Raw genomic sequence first — 15,433 nt, 5'->3', positions numbered from 1 at the left:
CTGAGCGCGCGCCTCACGCGCCGTAGCAGAAGCCGAGGCCGAGGTAGATCGCCAGCGCGCCGCCGAGGCTCAGCCCCATCGGGTATTTGCCTTCGCGGTGCCAGCTCTCCCAATGGGGGGCGAGGTTGCGCAGGCGGGTGTGTTTGCCGAGCCGATGCGCCGCAAAGCCCGCCACGAGGGTGAAGGCGAGGATGACGAGCAGGAGCCGGATGTCGCCCAGCGCCACGAAAGGCGCGGCGGCGGCGGCGAATTTGGCGTCGCCCGCGCCGACGAGACCGGCGGCGTTGAGCCCGATGCCAAGCGCAAGGATCACCAGGAAATGCGCATAGCGCCAGAGATAGGCGTCGAAGGGCAGGGCGACGGGGCCGATCACCACAAAGACCGCGATCAGCGCCAGAACGGCGAGGTTGAGGATCTTCATCAGCTTGAGGTCGGTATAGGCGACCCAGAGGCAGATGGGCAGGGCGAAGGGGAAAAACCACGTCGCGGCTGTTTGAGTGATCTCCATGGCTCGGCTCCTGGCGCGATGGCGATGTCCTGTGATCCGGGAAGGCCGGTGTTGCGGTGGCTCAGCTCAGATCGTGGTGGGTGCCAGATAGTGACGGGGTGGGGCGCGCGGAGGAGGGGGAGGGAGCCCCCGCGCGACAGGGTTTAGGAGTTTTCCAGCGCGGCCAGGCTGCGGGCGGCGGCGTCGAAATGCTGGGGGTGGGTGTCGACCGCATCGCGCAAGAGCCCCTTGCCGATGGTGACATCGCCCTGTTTCACCGCCGTGAGCCCGAGAGAATAGAGCAGCTCGGCGCGCTCGGATTGCGACATGGGCATCACCGGCATGGTGTATTTCTTTTGCGCACCCCGGGCGAGGATCAGGTTGTTCTTGGCGGTGAAAAGCTTGCCATCGAGCCGGATCGCATCGGCAAAGAGCCGTTCGGCATCGGCGTAATCGCCGCGGGTGAGCTTGGAATAGCCCCAGTTGTTCATGACGCCCGCCGGGGTGGTGGTGAGACCGACGGCGGTGTCGTAGAAGCTGTCGGCCTTTTTCCAGTCCTTGTTGCTGTCGGCGACCATCGCCTCGAGCCGGTAGCGTTTGAAAGTCTCGACCGTGGGGGGCACGGTGTTCAGGGTCTTTTCCGCGGCTTTCCAGTCGCCGTTGCGGATCAGCGCATCGGCCAGTTCCACCCGGTCGTCATCGGTGACGTCCTTATGGGCCACGACCTTTTGCCAGGCGGAGACGGCCTCGGTATGGCGTCCGGCGCGGATCAGCGATTTGGCCAGCCCGCGTTGCAGGTCGATGCGGTCGGGCTGTTCGCCGGTGGCACGCTGAAAATAGGTGACCGCCTCGTTCGGGTCGCCGACGGTCAGCATGACATCGTTGAGATTGCTTTCGTCAATGACGTTCACGCCATTGAAGGATCGGGTCGCATCCTCACCGGTATTTTCACAGGCAGCCAAAGCCACCAGTGCCGGGATGCACAGCGAAACAAGGATAGGGTGGCGCATTTTTTCTGCGTCCTCTTACTGCTACTGCCTCGTTATCGTATCTTACGGATCAGGAAATCCCCGCTGCCGCGTCGCACGATTTTATATTCTTGCTCTGTGTCAGGATCATAAACCGCCTCGTCAAGCTTGGCGAGTGCCAAGCGTAAATTATCGCGGATTGCGTCACTTTCGCCATTGTCGAGCGCATAGGCGTGGCGGAAGATTTGCGAGGCTTCGGCGGTTTCGCCGCGTTCCATCAGCACGACGCCGAGGTTGTTCCAGGTTTCCGGCACCGCGTCCTCGGCCTTGATCGCGTCGCGCAGCAGGGTTTCGGCCTGGCCGAGGCGGCGCAGCCCGAGATTGGCGGTGCCCATGCCGGCCATGATTTCCGGGGTCATCCCGTCCTTGAGCGCGGCGCGGGAGAAGGCCTGCAGCGCCAGTTCGTATTCCTGGGCGCGCACGAGGCGATGGGCCACGGTGAGCGGGTCGGTGGAATGGCCGCTGTCGGCGACGCCGGGTGCAAAGGGGTCCTCCGGCAGGGTGCTGTCGGAGCACCCGGCCAGGGCGATGAGCAGTGCCAGAGCAAGAGCCGTCTTTGTCATTCCCACCGTCTACCGGTCCAGCCTGTGCCCGTCTAGCCTATCGGTCCGCCTCGGGCGGGGGTCAGAGACCCGTGCCCATGGTCATCAGGTCCATGATGCCGAGAACCGAAGGGCCGACAAGGATGATCAGCAATGGGGGCACGGTAAGCCCCATCGTGCACAAAGTCATCTTGGTCGGGATCTTGTTGGCCTTTTCCTCGGCTCGCATGACCCTTTTGTCACGCATCTCGGCGGCATAGACGCGCAGCGCATCGCCCACCGAGGTGCCGAAGGTCTGCGACTGGACCAGCACGGTGACGAAGGACGAGATGTCCTGCACGCCGCAGCGGTCGCCCATTTCATTGAGCACTGAGGCCTTGTCGCGGCCGGCTTTGATCTGTTGCGCGACGAGTTGATATTCATCGGCCAGCGCCGGGTAGGAGGCGCGGATTTCCTCGGAGACGCGGACGATGGATTGGTCCATGGATTGCCCGGCCTCGACGCAGACGAGCATCATGTCGAGACTGTCGGGGAAGCCGTCCTGAATTTCCTCTTGGCGCTGTTGCTGGCGTTTGGTGACCCAGTATTTCGGCGCGAGATAGCCGATGGCGCCGGGCACGAGGATATAGAGGATGGTCTGGGTGGTGGTGGTGTCCGGGCCCTGCACGAAGAGCAGGAAGTAGATCACGCCCACCACCAGAAGCCCGAGGCCGAGGGCGAATTGGGCGAAATGGTAGTAGCGCACGGCGTCACGGTTGCGATAGCCCGCTTGCAGGAGCTTCTTGCGCATCTCCGACATCTGCTTCTCGTCCTGCGGCTCGAGAAAATTCGCATATTTGTCGAGCTTTTCGTTGCGCGAGCCGGAGCGCAGCTTGGCCTTGGTTTCCAGGCCCTGCTGCTTTTGCGATTTCTTGAGCTTGTCGAGCGGGTCTTCGGGCTGATTGATCATGAGCACCACGGTGATCATGATCAAGAGCAGGCCGAGCGTGCCGACGGCGATCAGCGGGCCAAATTCGCCCAGGTTTGCCGTGAGGAAATCGTTCAATTGAGACATGGGGTAAGTTTCCTCAAACCTTGATGTTCACCAGACCGCGCATGACGATCAGGTTCAGGACAAGAAAGACGCCGACGGTGATAGCCGCGGGGATGAAAAACGCGTGTTCCATGGCTTCGTCATAGTAATTGGGGTCGATGAGCTGAATGCCGATGAGGGCCATCAACGGGAAGCCGGAGAGGAAGTTGCCGGACCATTTGGCCTCGGCGGTGATGGCCTTGACCCGGCGGAAGAGCTTGAACCGCGAGCGGATCACCTTGGACAGGCCGTCGAGGATTTCGGCGAGGTTGCCGCCCGATTGCTGCTGGATGGTGACGGCCACGGCGAGGAAGCGCAGATCCTGCATGTCGAGCCGTTCGGCCATGTCCTTGAGCGCCTCGCCCAGTTCGCGGCCATAGGCGGCCTCGTCGGCGATGATGCCAAACTCCGTGGCGAGCGGGTCAGAGACCTCATTGGCCACGATGGAGATCGCGGCCGAGAACGGGTGACCCACGCGAAGCGAGCGCACCATGAGCTCGATCGCGTCGGGGAGCTGTTCCTCGAGCCGGGCGGTGCGTTTCTTGGCCTTGGAGGAGATCCACATGAAGATCGCGCTGACGCCGATGCCGATGGAGGCGAGAATGCGGACGGGCAGCGAGGTGGCGGTGCCGAAGGTCAGGCCGACGAAGGCCACCATGCTCAGCAGCACCATCAGCATGATGAGCTGTTTCGGCGAGAAGGCGATGGCGGCCTTCTGGGCCTTGGTGGCGAGGATCGCATAGAGCGGGATGCGGCGCGAGCGCAGGTGGAGCTGCATCTCTTTGCGCAGCTTTTCCATGACCTCTTCGCGGTTGGCGTTTTTGTCCAGCATCTCGAGCCGGCGGTTGACGCGGCTGTTGAGCGAAATGGATTTGCCGAAGACCGTGAGGTAGATCCCTTCGACCAGCACAAGCACGCCGACGAAGATCAGGCCGTAGATGATGGGTTCGATGCTGAGGCTCATGGGGCTTATCCCGCCTTTGTGGGTTCGTAGATGGACGGCGGCAGGTCATAGCCCCAGAGACGGAACCGTTCGGAATAGGCCGAGCGGACGCCGGTGGCGGTGAAATGGCCGATGATCTTGTTGTCGGGGGTGAGGCCGACGCGCTGAAAGCGGAAGACCTCCTGCATCGAGATGACGTCGCCTTCCATACCGGTGATCTCGGTGATCGAGGTCATGCGGCGCGAGCCGTCCTGGAGACGCGAGGCCTGCACCAGCAGGTTGACCGCCGAGGAAATCTGCGAGCGGACGGCCTTGAGCGGCATTTCCATACCAGCCATGGCGACCATGTTTTCCAGACGGCTGATGCCGTCGCGCGGGTTGTTGGCGTGGATCGTGGTCATCGAGCCGTCGTGGCCGGTGTTCATGGCCTGCAGCATGTCGATCACTTCCTCGCCACGGGTCTCGCCGACGATGATCCGGTCAGGACGCATCCGCAGGGCGTTCTTGAGACAGTCGCGCGGCGACACTTCGCCCTTGCCTTCGACGTTGGGCGGGCGGCTTTCCATCCGGCCAACATGGGTCTGTTGGAGCTGAAGTTCGGCGGTGTCTTCGATGGTCAGGATACGTTCGGAATTGTCGATGAAGGAGGACAGCGCGTTGAGCGTCGTCGTCTTACCGGAACCGGTCCCGCCCGACACGATCACGTTGAGCCGGGTCGCCACGGCGGCCTGCAGATAGGCGGCCATTTCCTCGGAAAAGGCGCCGAATTTCACCAGATCGTCGATGCCGAGCTTGTCTTTCTTGAATTTCCGGATCGAGACGAGCGAGCCGTCCACCGCAACCGGCGGCACCATGGCGTTGAACCGCGAGCCGTCGGCCAGACGGGCGTCGACATAGGGGTTGGATTCGTCGACGCGGCGGCCCACGGCCGAGACGATCTTGTCGATGATCCGAAGCAGGTGGCGTTCGTCCTTGAAAGTGACGTCGCTCAGCTGGAGCTTGCCTTCGCGTTCGACGAAGATCTGATGCGGGCCGTTCACCAGAATATCGTTGACCGTGTCGTCCTTGAGCAGGGTTTCGAGCGGGCCAAGGCCGCGCACCTCGTCATAGAGTTCCTGCACCAGCGTGGTGCGGTCTTCGCGGTTGAGGATGATCGAACGCTCTTCCAGAACCTCGCCGGTGATGGCGCCGATTTCGGCGCGCAGCTCGGCCTCGGAGGCGGTTTCCAGCGCGCTCAGGTTGAGATTGTCGAGCAGCGAGCGGTGCATTTCGAGTTTGATCTCGCCGAGACGTTCCTTGCGCTTGCGCTCCTTGTCCTGCGGCGCGGCCTGGGCCGAGCTTGCGGGCAGGGGTTTGCGCAGCGAGGGTTTGACCTCGGGGGCGGGCGCGGCGGCGGCGCTCTGCGGTTCGGCTTTGACCGCGGGGATCACGGGTTTTGCGGGCTCGGCCCCGTTCTTTTTATATCTCGAAAACATCGTTCAATCCTTCGGACATGGCCCTGGCTCAGGCGGCCTCGGCTTCGGCCTTGCCAAGCTCGTGGAGCGAGGTGGCCAGTTTTGCGATTTCCTTGCGCAGCGGGTTCTTGGGGGCGGAGGCCGCCAGCGGCAGGCCGTGGTCGGCGCCCTGGGTCACCGGCTTGCCGCCATCGGGCAATTGCAGTTCGATGCCGATCTCAAGGCTTTCCGACAGGCGCTTGATCCGCGACTTGCCGTTGAGGTCGGTGAATTTCGGCGCCCGGTTAAGACAGAAGCGCAGCCGTTCCATCGGCAGCTCTTCGGCCTGCAGGGCGCGTTTGAGCCGGATCGTGTTCTGGGCCGAGCGCATGTCCATTTCGATGGTGACGAAATAGATCTGCGAGGCGGTGAGCACGGTTTCGGTCCATTGCACCAGCGTCGTCGGCATGTCGATGATGACATAGTCAAAGAGGCTTTGGGCCAGCTCGAGCACCCGGCTCACATCCTCGGGGCTGATCAGGTCGAGCGGCAGGATGTCGGGCGGCGCGGTCAGCACCCAGAGGCTGTCCTCATGCGATTGCAGAGCCGAGCGGAAGATGTCCTCGTCCATGGTTTCGGTGTCGGACCACATTTCATAGACGGCCTCGCGGCGCGGCAGGTCGAGGAAGGTCGAGACGCTGCCCTGTTGCAGGCTGAAATCGAGGATGCAGACCTTGGGCGGATTTTTCTTGTCGGTGAGCGTCAGCTCCCAGGCGAGGTTGACCGCGAGCGTCGTGGCCCCGGTGCCGCCGGCAATGCCCTGGACGCCGATGACCACGCCATCGCGCCCGGAGGCGGTGGGCGCGTTGTTCGTCGCACTTGGGGCGGGTTCGGCCGGTTTGCGCAGCCGTTCGATGGCGGCTTGCAGCTCGTTCTCCGGCAGCGGGTAGGGGACGAATTCATCGGCACCCTGACGCAGCAGGGAGTGCAGGGCGATCGGGCTCACATCATCGGCGATGAGGATCACCTGAATGTTGCGGCCGCGGGCCTGACGGATGATGTCGGAGATCATCTCGAGATTGCTCTCGTCCGTCTCGTCAATGGCAATGGCCACGAATTCGAGCGCCTTGGCATCCGGTTGATTGAGAAAGGCCAAGGCTTCGTGAAAGCCAAGGTCGCCCCAGGCCTCGCCCATGACGGTTTCCATGTCCTCGATCAGCAGATCAAAGTTGCGCACGTCCCTGCTAATCGTGCAGGCGACGATCGGGCTCGGTTCTGGTTGTTGCATCGCACTACTCGTCATGCCGTATTCGTCCTATTCAGTGCCGCGCCTGGCGACGTGGTGATCAGGCCGCCGTTATGTTCGACGATTCTCCTGACCCGATACGCCCACGAAATAAGGGGCGGGCGCATCTTTGGCTTAGGGGAATGTCGGTGAAAATCTGGGCAACATTAGGGCTAAAAAACCGTAATTGTGCGGTCATTAGAGACAAAGAAAAACCCGCCTAGTCGCGGCGGGCTTTTAGGTGTCCCGGACAAGCCGGGCAGGGAGAAACTCGTTTGTGTTACTCTGACCCTTCGGAGGAGCCGGCGTCGCCAACGATGGTCCATCTCGCGCCGGAGACCGCGCTCTTGATATATTCGCGATAGACCACCTCGGCATATTTGCCGTCCATGATGATCGGGTTCGATTTCACAAAACCGCTGACTTCGGTCACGGTGCGGCGGTTGCGGCGTTCGCGGCCTTCGGTGACGATCAGCGGTTGCGTCTCGCCGAAAGAGGCGACCGCCTCGAGCCGCGAGGTGCTGATGCCTTGGCTGGCGAGATAGGCGACCACGGCACGGGCGCGGGCCATGCCGAGGGCCTTGTTATAGCCATGCGAGCCGACCTTGTCGGTGTGGCCATAGACGCGGAAGCGGACCTCGGGGAATTGCCGGATCCAATGCGCCTGTTCGCGCAGCGTGTCGCGGGCGCCGGCATCGAGCTGGGCCGAGTTGAAGGCGAAGTTGACCGTGGTGGCCACCTCATTAGCGAAGCGATGCGAGAGGTTGTAGACATAGGCCCCCTCATTGGTCATCGCATGCTGGTTTTGCATGGTGGCGTTGCCGAAGCTGCCGGTGTCGACGAGGGCGCCCGCCTCGCTGTGATAGGAGCGGTAGACTTCGCTGCCCGGTGCCGCACAGCCAGCCAGGGCCAGTAGCGCGAGGAAAGTTGTGGTATGTTTCATTGTCCCTCTCCCCTCATCAATCCATCACATAGCCATAGGAGCCGTTGAAGTCCTGCTTGGCCACTTCACCGACGCTGCCTTTGGAGTTGCGCACCTGACGGGCGACCCGGCCATTGAGGAAGAGATCCGCCTCGGAGGGGGGCAGCACCCGGTCGGTGGGCAGGGCAAGCGCCTCGCCCCGGGTGGGCGTGACCAGATGGGCGGTGACAATGATCACCAGCTCGGTCTGCGAGCGCTGATAATTGGCGCTGCGGAAGAGGGCGCCGAGGATCGGCAGATCGCCAAGCCATGGCACCTGGCCGTTGGTGTCCTCGAAATCATCCTGCAGGAGCCCGGCGATGGCAAAGCTGTCGCCGTCGCGCAAGGATACGGTGGTCGAGGTCGAGCGGGTGCGGAAGCCGGCGATGGTGATCGTGCCGTCGCTATAGCCATTGCTCGGGTCGATGGAGGAGACGGCAGCGGCAATCTCGAGGTTGATCACCTCGTCGTCGAGCACGTAGGGCACGAAGTTGAGCTGCACGCCGAAAGGTTTGAATTCGACGGCGATGGCGCCTTCTTCCTGGGCCACCGGGATCGGGTATTCGCCACCGGCGAGGAAATTGGCCTCTTGGCCCGACAGGGCGGTGAGGTTCGGCTCCGCCAGCGTGCGAACAAGCCCTTTGCTTTCAAGCGCTTGGATCAGGATTCCGACTTGGGCGGACCCGGCGTTCAGACCGATGAACGCGGCGCCGTTGTTGGTGCCAGCGGTGCCGGTACCAGGCTGAACGCCGACGGGGGTCTGGGCCGAGCTGCCGATGCCGTTGGTTGAAATCGCGCCGCCGATGCCCGCGTTGCTCAGCCCGTCGATGAAGAGCGAGGTGCCGAGGCTCTTGGAGACGCTGCGCTGCATCTCGGCAAAGCGGACCTTGAGCATGACCTGCTGTTTGCCGGAGACCGACATCAGGTTCGAGACCCGTTCCGGGGCGTAGCGCTGGGCCAGGTCGAGGGCGCGCTGCATCCGCGGGGTCGAGGAGACCACGCCGGAGAGCACGATCCCGTCATTGGCGGTGCGCACTTCGATTTTCTCATTGGGCAGGATCTGCCGGAGCCGTTCCTTGAATTCGGAAATATCGGCGCTGACATGGATTTCGACATTGGTGATCAGCCGACCGGCCTCGTCGAGCAGCGTCAGCGTCGTGCGGCCGGGGGCCTTGCCGAGGAGGTAGATCGTGCGATCCGACAATGTAGAGAAATCCGCGATGGAGGCGTTGGCGACGCTGAGCTCCGCGAAGGGAACATCGCTCTCGACCACAATCGCGCGGTTCATGGAAACAGAGATGTCGCGGGACGCGCCCTTGCGTACCACGTGAAGATTTTCTGCCGACACCGGCGAAGGTGCCTGTCCTGCAAAGATGGCGACCCCCAATAGGGCCGCGATGCAAATAGATTTAATTTTCATTGTGACCTGCCTTCCGATCACGCCTCAGTTATGTGGGTCTTCTTGCCCAATATTGCGCTCAGACTGCGCTAATTCGCATTTTTTATCAAGGAACAAAGGAAAATGCTGCATGTTTCCCGCTTTGTACGGGCAATAGTTGCAGGAATGCTACGTGAAACCAACAGGGCGTCCCGTGCGGAACGCCCTGAATTCTTGTGGCTTTGCGATCCGATCAATTGGTGCAGGGGATCTCGGTGACCACCACTTCGCCACCACGTCGGGACTTGATCGTGCAGACCTGTTCGACGGGCGCCTGCACCTGCTTTTGCACCTGTTGCAGGCCGAGCAGGGAGGATTGGTCGACCTCGATCACCTCGGCGATAGTGTCTTCCTTGGTGCCGAGCAGGGAGAGCGTGAGCTTGCCGGTGGCCTGAGCCTGGGCGAGGGCGGCGACCTCTTGCGGCGACACCGCGACGGTCACGGTCCGTGCCAGAATGGCGCCGGTGGTTTGGTCGTTGGACGACTGATCCACGGCAATCAGATTGACGCCGGTGAGGATGAGCTTGGTCACGTCGCCGGTGCTGTCGCCTTCGGTGCGCAGCCCGCCCCGGCCGGTGTTGCCGGTCCAATAGACATCGACACGATCGCCAGGACGCAGGAAACCCGCGACGCCAGAGGTGGTGTCCACCTTGATGGCGAAGGCGCGTTTGCCGCGCTCGAGCTTGGTCAGGATGCCGGCATCTTCGCCGGGGGCGGTGACCTTGACGCCAAGCAGCGCCTCGTATTTCTCCATCGCCCGCAGGACGGTGCGGAATTCTTTCTGACCCTCGGGGAAGAGATCCTCGACGGTCTGGAACACGCCTTCGGGAAGGGCGCGGGCCGGGTATTTCACCTGAACGACGTCCTCCTTGGTGAGACGGTCGCCATAGGCGAGGGCGCGTTTGGCGACATAGACATCCACGGTCTTGATCGCCGGCTGATTGGCCGCGCGCGCGCTGTTGAGTTCTGTCCGGTATCCCTGAATCACGGATTTTGCCATGTAAACGGCAAATCCCGCCAGGCCGATGCCGACGATCAAAACCAATCCAAATACCAATCGCATTGGGCGTTCCTTTCCCGTTTTTCTCCCGGCGCATCTTCCACTGCACGAGTCATGGCCGGGGTTGCGTTCAGTTTAGAGACCCTTCGTGGCGAAACCACGCGCGGATCATGAAGTTCTGGCGGCGTTATTCGCCCTCGGTGCCGAGCGTGGTGATCGCCACGGCGTTGCCTACCCTTTCGGACAGACCGTTGGTGCTGTTGTGGACGCTGGCCACGGCGGCCAGCCCAAGCCCGACAATTGCGGCTGTCAGAACAACCCAATCGACGGTGATCGCACCCGATTCAGATTTTAGGAAATTTCTAAGGAGCGTTTTCATGGCACTCATCCTTTGTTCAGCAGCATTACGATGTGCAACGGCGAAGCAAATGATGAACTGTTCCTTGCGGGCCTCGTTGTGGCACCACGTCAGGCGACGCTGCAACCTGGAAGTCTGGGGGTGAGCAAAGCCGCAAACAGGATGTTCGCGGCTTTCTCAAATCGTATCGGCGAGCGATTATTCAGCTTCGCCGCCGGCTGCCGGTGCGCCTTCAACGTCAACGGCTTGGACACCGTCGCTGATACGGCCGGCCAGCTCGTCCACGCCGTCGCTGACAGCGGCAACGCCTGCAATACCAAGGCCCACGATGGCTGCGGTCAGCACGACCCAGTCAACAGTCACGGCACCGTCTTCGTCTTTCACGAAAGCATTGATGAATTTGGTCATTAGTCGTCCCTCCAAAGGATCATGTAATCTCAAGTTAACAACCGCTCCACCGTCCTGGCCGCCTCTCTCTAAACGACCTTGGCTGCGGTATGGGGAGATATAGCCAGCGAAATCGGGCGGGAATTGGGCGCGATTCGTGCAATTTTCGCGCAACCAGAATTAATTGCGGGTAAAAGGGTTAATTGTTTGAAGTATAACGGAAATTTTTCATAAACTTTTTTGCACTTCGCGGCGTAACACCCGGAAAACATGAAGAATCAGCAGAATCAACCGGTGCGATTGTCGCCGAAGCTGGCGCAATTGACGGGATTCTGTGATACTTTGCCCAAAAATAAAGATGGGCAGTGAACATGCAGTATCTCTCTCGGATGGCAGGCCGGGCGGTTTTGATGGTGGCAGCAGGTCTCTTTCTGCACAGCGCCCCTGTCTGGGCCAAGGATCCCCCCCCGTTTCCAGAATTCACCTTTAAGATGGGCAAGCCGCCCAAACCCGGAACGCGCAAGCGGATCGACGTGCGGATCACGCCCGAAGAGTTTGCGGCGCAAACCCCGTCGCCCCGACCCTCGCAATCTGCGGGCGAAGCCGACGCCGGGGGGGCGCAGGCCGCCGTGCCGGATGTGGCGACGGCGCGGGGCAAATACGGCTGGTTCTGGGATGGTGTCCCCACGGGGGTCAGCGAAGAGACGCTGTTGCGGTTCGAGACGGCGCTGTTGCGGCTGAGCAAGCCGCCGGCGGGCGAGGTCGCGCCGCAGTTCCGGCTGCAGCATCTGCAAAAGCTCGCCGCCGCCTATGGGCCGCAGATCCTCGTGTCGACGCTTGGCAAAGAGGTGTCGCCGGCGCTGGTCTTGGCGGTGATCGCGGTGGAATCCGGTGGCCGGGCCGATGCGGTGAGCAGCGCGGGCGCGCAGGGGGTGATGCAGCTCATCCCCGACACGGCGGCGCGGTTCGGGGTCAAGGACAGTCTCGACGCGGGCGAGAATATTCGCGGCGGGGTGGCCTATCTCGACTGGCTCTTGACCGAGTTCAAGGGCGATCCGATCCTCGCGCTGGCGGGGTATAACGCGGGCGAGAACGCGGTGAAGAGCCACAAGGGCGTGCCGCCCTATGCCGAGACGCTCGATTATGTGCCCAAGGTTCTGGCGGCCTTTGAGGTGGCGCGGGGGCTGTGCAAGACGCGGCCGCAGTTTGTGACCGATGGCTGTGCGCTGACCCTAGCCTCGGCGCAGTAAATCCGGGCGTCACCCATAAGTGCCCAAATGAAAACGGCCCCCGCGCGGAGGGCCGTTTTGTCATTCTATATATATCGGCTCAGAGGATCGTGGCCTCGGTCGCGGCGCGCAGTTCGTCCTCAGTGACGCCATCGGCGAGCTCGACGAGCTTCAGACCACCCTCGACCACATCGAGCACACCGAGGTTGGTGATGATGCGGTTGACCACGCCCGCGCCGGTGAGCGGCAGGGTGCAGGATTTGAGCAGTTTGCTGTCGCCATGCTTGTTGGTGTGGTCCATGACCACCACCACGCGGCCGACACCGGCGACGAGATCCATCGCGCCGCCCATGCCTTTGACCAGCTTGCCGGGGATCATCCAGTTGGCGAGATCGCCGTTTTCGGCCACTTCCATCGCGCCGAGGATCGCCATGGCGATCTTGCCGCCACGGATCATGCCAAAGCTGGTGGCGCTGTCGAAATAGGCGGTCTCGGGCAGTTCGGTGATGGTCTGCTTGCCGGCGTTGATCAGGTCAGCGTCTTCGCTGCCCGCCACCGGGAAGGGGCCCATGCCGAGCATCCCGTTTTCTGATTGCAGCGTGACGCTGACACCCTCGGGGATGAAATTCGGCACGAGGGTCGGGATGCCGATGCCGAGATTGACATAGGTGCCGTCTTCGAGCTCGCGTGCGGCGCGAGCGGCCATTTGATTGCGGTCCCAGGGCATGATCAGGCCTCCCGTACAGTGCGTTGCTCGATGCGCTTTTCATGCGTGCCTTGGACAAGGCGGTGCACATAGACGCCGGGCAGGTGGATGGCATCGGGGTCAAGGCTGCCCACGGGGACGATTTCCTCGACCTCCATGATGCAGGTCTTGCCGCACATGGCCGCGGGCGGGTTAAAGTTGCGCGCGGTCTTGCGGAAGATGGCGTTGCCGGTCTCGTCGGCCTTCCAGGCCTTGACGATGCTCAGATCCGCAAAGATGCCGCGTTCGAGAATATAGGTCTCGCCGTCGAACTCTTTGTGTTCCTTGCCTTCGGCCACTTCGGTGCCGACGCCGGTCTTGGTGTAGAAGCCCGGGATGCCCGCGCCGCCGGCGCGCATGCGCTCGGCCAGGGTGCCTTGGGGGTTGAACTCGATCTCGAGCTCGCCTGCAAGATACTGGCGCATGAATTCGGCGTTCTCGCCGACATAGGAGGACATCATCTTCTTCACCTGCCGCGTCTGCAGCAGGATGCCGATGCCGAAATCATCCACGCCCGCGTTGTTGGAGGCGAATGTCAAATCCTTGGTGCCGGCGTCGCGAATGGCGCTCAGCAGAAGTTCGGGAATGCCGCAAAGCCCAAAGCCACCCGCGGCAATCGTCATGCCGTCAAAGAGCAGCCCATCCAGCGCCTCGGCGGCAGAGCCATAGATCTTGCCCACGAAACTCTCCTCTCTCATGTAAGATGGAGGGGTTGTGACGAGCGGCGGCCAGCCTGTCAACGGGGCGCGCGGTGGCTAGGTATTTCTACGCCACGGGCTCTGCGCCCTTGCACGGGGCGATGGCGGCTGGACAGTTGCGGTGAGGCTGGCCACACTCGCCCGCCGGAGGGACAGGGATGCACACCGACAATCTGCGCGCCGCGCTGCTCATCACCTTGGCGATGGTCTGCTTCACCAGCAATGACGCCTTTGTCAAACTGCTCGGCCAATATGTGACCTGGCAGCAGGCGCTGCTGTTGCGCAGCCTCGCGGCGCTGCTGTTCCTGACGCTGCTCTCGCCCTTTCTGGGGGGCGTGGCGACGCCCGCGCGACTCTGGGCGCTGGCGCGGCGGGGGCGGGTGCGGCTTCGGGTGGCGTTCGAGGCTTGCGGGCTGAGCCTATGGGTTCTGGCGCTGGTCAATATGCCCTTGTCGGGGGCGATTGCGGTCAATCAGCTCTTGCCGGTGTTTCTGATGCTGGGCGGCATGCTGGCCTATGGCGAGCGGCCCGGCCCGCAACGCAGCGCGGCGGCGCTGGTGAGCGTGCTCGGCGTGGCGATGGTGGTGCGGCCCGGGGCGGAGACGTTGCAGATCCATGCGCTGCTGGCGATGCTGGCCACGGCCTGTATGGCGGCGCGCGATGTGGTGACGCGCGGCATCGCGCGCGAGGTGAGCCCGGTGCATGTGGCGCTCTTGTCGACGCTGGCCATCATCGGGATCGCCAGCGCCTTGGTCTGGCTCAGCGAGGAGTGGCGGCCTCTGGGCCTGCGGGCGCTCGGGGCGGCGGCGGGATCGGGAGCGGCGCTCTGCCTTGCCTTCGTGCTGGTGATCCGGGGGGCGCAGATGGGCGAGGTGAGCTTTATCGCGCCGTTTCGTTATGCGGCGCTGGTCTGGGGGATGGTGCTCGCCTGGGCGGTGTTTGGCGAAGCGCCGGATGGCTGGTCGCTGTTGGGGGCCGTGGTGATCATCGCCTCGGGCGTTTATCTCATGCTGCGCGAGCGCCGGGCGGGGGCACGGGCGGCCACCATCCCGGATGGGGCGACCGGCGGCGGGGTGCCGCCGGGGCCAAAGCCGGGGTAGGCCCGGGATGATCTCGCTTAGATGATGCGGACCTGGGTGCCGATGGGCACCAGCGCATAGAGCTCTTCGATCTTTTCATTATAGAGCCCGATACAGCCATCCGAGGAGCGGCGGCCGATCTTGCGCGTGTCATGGGTGCCATGGATGAGATAGGCGGGCCAGCTCAGATACATGGCATGGGTGCCGAGCGGGTTGTCGGGGCCGGGGGGCATGTATTTGAGCTCGGGATTGCGTTCGACCATGCTCGGCGTGGGCGTCCAGTCGGGGCCGACGCGTTTGCGCACGACCTTGGTATAGCCGCGCTTGGTCAGCTCTTCGGTCATCGGCACCGAGGTCGGGTAGATCCGGTAATCCGAGCCATCGGCATTCCAGTAATGGAGCGCGCGGCTGCCGGTGTCGGCGACGATGGCGCCTTGGTCGAGCGTGTCGAAATGGTCGCGCCAGTCCTGCATGGTAAAGCTCGACGCGTTGCGGCGCGTGCCGGTGGGGGCCAGCACGGTGGGCGCGGGGGCGGCGTGCAGGGCCGGGGCCGCGAGGACGCCGGTCAAGCCGCTGGCAAGGCCGCCCAGAACCAGGCGGCGCGTCAGGGGTGTTCTGGTCATGATCTTTCCTTCTGCTCTGGTTTTTTGCCCTGTCTGGACGGGATGGGCGGCAGAAGCTAGGTCCGGGGCGATCACAAATGCGCGATCCTGAATATGACGGCGCCCGACCGCTTATGGGCCGGGCG

General features: G+C 62.8%; 17 protein-coding genes. 2 read left to right on the top strand and 15 right to left on the bottom strand.

Annotated features, from left to right (window positions below; genetic code table 11):
- Positions 1-13 precede the first annotated feature (13 nt).
- The 12 genes from ISM_RS03200 to ISM_RS03145 form a co-directional block, all read right to left on the bottom strand.
- A complete protein-coding gene (locus ISM_RS03200; protein ID WP_009812670.1) occupies positions 14-508 on the bottom strand; it encodes an A24 family peptidase in 495 nt (164 codons plus the stop codon).
- A gap of 143 nt (positions 509-651) precedes the next feature.
- Complete coding sequence (locus ISM_RS03195) at positions 652-1,497, bottom strand: tetratricopeptide repeat protein (RefSeq protein WP_040617808.1); 846 nt, start codon at positions 1,495-1,497, stop codon at positions 652-654.
- Between the two features lie 32 nt (positions 1,498-1,529).
- Positions 1,530-2,078: a tetratricopeptide repeat protein gene (locus ISM_RS03190; protein ID WP_009812668.1), complete on the bottom strand. Its 549-nt coding sequence runs from the start codon at positions 2,076-2,078 to the stop codon at positions 1,530-1,532.
- A gap of 61 nt (positions 2,079-2,139) precedes the next feature.
- The gene (locus ISM_RS03185) at positions 2,140-3,111 is read right to left on the bottom strand and encodes a type II secretion system F family protein (protein ID WP_009812667.1); all 972 of its coding nucleotides are present in this window, start codon (positions 3,109-3,111) and stop codon (positions 2,140-2,142) included.
- 13 nt (positions 3,112-3,124) lie between these two features.
- Positions 3,125-4,093, bottom strand: a complete 969-nt coding sequence (locus ISM_RS03180; protein WP_009812666.1) for a type II secretion system F family protein — start codon at positions 4,091-4,093, stop codon at positions 3,125-3,127.
- Positions 4,094-4,098: 5 nt separating this feature from the next.
- Positions 4,099-5,547 carry a TadA family conjugal transfer-associated ATPase gene (locus ISM_RS03175; RefSeq protein WP_009812665.1) on the bottom strand — a complete coding sequence of 483 codons (1,449 nt, stop codon included), beginning with the start codon at positions 5,545-5,547 and terminating at the stop codon, positions 4,099-4,101.
- A gap of 28 nt (positions 5,548-5,575) precedes the next feature.
- The gene (locus tag ISM_RS03170) at positions 5,576-6,793 is read right to left on the bottom strand and encodes a CpaE/TadZ family protein (protein ID WP_338053127.1); all 1,218 of its coding nucleotides are present in this window, start codon (positions 6,791-6,793) and stop codon (positions 5,576-5,578) included.
- Positions 6,794-7,070: 277 nt separating this feature from the next.
- Complete coding sequence (locus ISM_RS03165; RefSeq protein ID WP_009812663.1) at positions 7,071-7,733, bottom strand: OmpA family protein; 663 nt, start codon at positions 7,731-7,733, stop codon at positions 7,071-7,073.
- 16 nt (positions 7,734-7,749) lie between these two features.
- Positions 7,750-9,171, bottom strand: a complete 1,422-nt coding sequence (locus ISM_RS03160; RefSeq protein WP_050754099.1) for a type II and III secretion system protein family protein — start codon at positions 9,169-9,171, stop codon at positions 7,750-7,752.
- A 211-nt stretch (positions 9,172-9,382) separates the two neighbouring features.
- Entirely contained in the window at positions 9,383-10,252 is an 870-nt protein-coding gene (cpaB, locus tag ISM_RS03155) for a Flp pilus assembly protein CpaB (RefSeq protein ID WP_040617805.1), read from the bottom strand.
- 124 nt (positions 10,253-10,376) lie between these two features.
- Positions 10,377-10,568, bottom strand: a complete 192-nt coding sequence (locus ISM_RS03150; RefSeq protein ID WP_009812660.1) for a Flp family type IVb pilin — start codon at positions 10,566-10,568, stop codon at positions 10,377-10,379.
- A gap of 177 nt (positions 10,569-10,745) precedes the next feature.
- Complete coding sequence (locus ISM_RS03145) at positions 10,746-10,955, bottom strand: Flp family type IVb pilin (protein WP_040617804.1); 210 nt, start codon at positions 10,953-10,955, stop codon at positions 10,746-10,748.
- 368 nt (positions 10,956-11,323) lie between these two features.
- Here ISM_RS03145 and ISM_RS03140 point away from each other — a divergent pair, with 368 nt between their 5' ends.
- Positions 11,324-12,184 carry a lytic transglycosylase domain-containing protein gene (locus tag ISM_RS03140; RefSeq protein WP_009812658.1) on the top strand — a complete coding sequence of 287 codons (861 nt, stop codon included), beginning with the start codon at positions 11,324-11,326 and terminating at the stop codon, positions 12,182-12,184.
- Positions 12,185-12,263: 79 nt separating this feature from the next.
- On the opposite strand, the gene ISM_RS03135 is transcribed toward ISM_RS03140, so the two are convergent.
- Together ISM_RS03135 and ISM_RS03130 are read right to left on the bottom strand one after the other, a co-directional pair.
- Positions 12,264-12,890 (bottom strand): 3-oxoacid CoA-transferase subunit B, encoded by a 627-nt coding sequence (locus tag ISM_RS03135; protein WP_009812657.1) that lies wholly within the window; start codon positions 12,888-12,890, stop codon positions 12,264-12,266.
- Positions 12,891-12,892: 2 nt separating this feature from the next.
- Complete coding sequence (locus tag ISM_RS03130; RefSeq protein WP_009812656.1) at positions 12,893-13,588, bottom strand: CoA transferase subunit A; 696 nt, start codon at positions 13,586-13,588, stop codon at positions 12,893-12,895.
- A 176-nt stretch (positions 13,589-13,764) separates the two neighbouring features.
- Here ISM_RS03130 and ISM_RS03125 point away from each other — a divergent pair, with 176 nt between their 5' ends.
- A complete protein-coding gene (locus tag ISM_RS03125; RefSeq protein ID WP_009812655.1) occupies positions 13,765-14,706 on the top strand; it encodes a DMT family transporter in 942 nt (313 codons plus the stop codon).
- 17 nt (positions 14,707-14,723) lie between these two features.
- Here the strand turns inward: ISM_RS03125 and ISM_RS03120 are convergent, their stop codons facing one another.
- Positions 14,724-15,308 (bottom strand): L,D-transpeptidase, encoded by a 585-nt coding sequence (locus ISM_RS03120; protein WP_040617803.1) that lies wholly within the window; start codon positions 15,306-15,308, stop codon positions 14,724-14,726.
- Positions 15,309-15,433: the final 125 nt, after the last annotated feature.

This window comes from Roseovarius nubinhibens ISM, assembly GCF_000152625.1.
Classification (GTDB): domain Bacteria; phylum Pseudomonadota; class Alphaproteobacteria; order Rhodobacterales; family Rhodobacteraceae; genus Roseovarius; species Roseovarius nubinhibens.
Note: the sequence above shows the minus strand (reverse complement) of the source record. Positions and strands in the feature narration are given on the sequence as shown.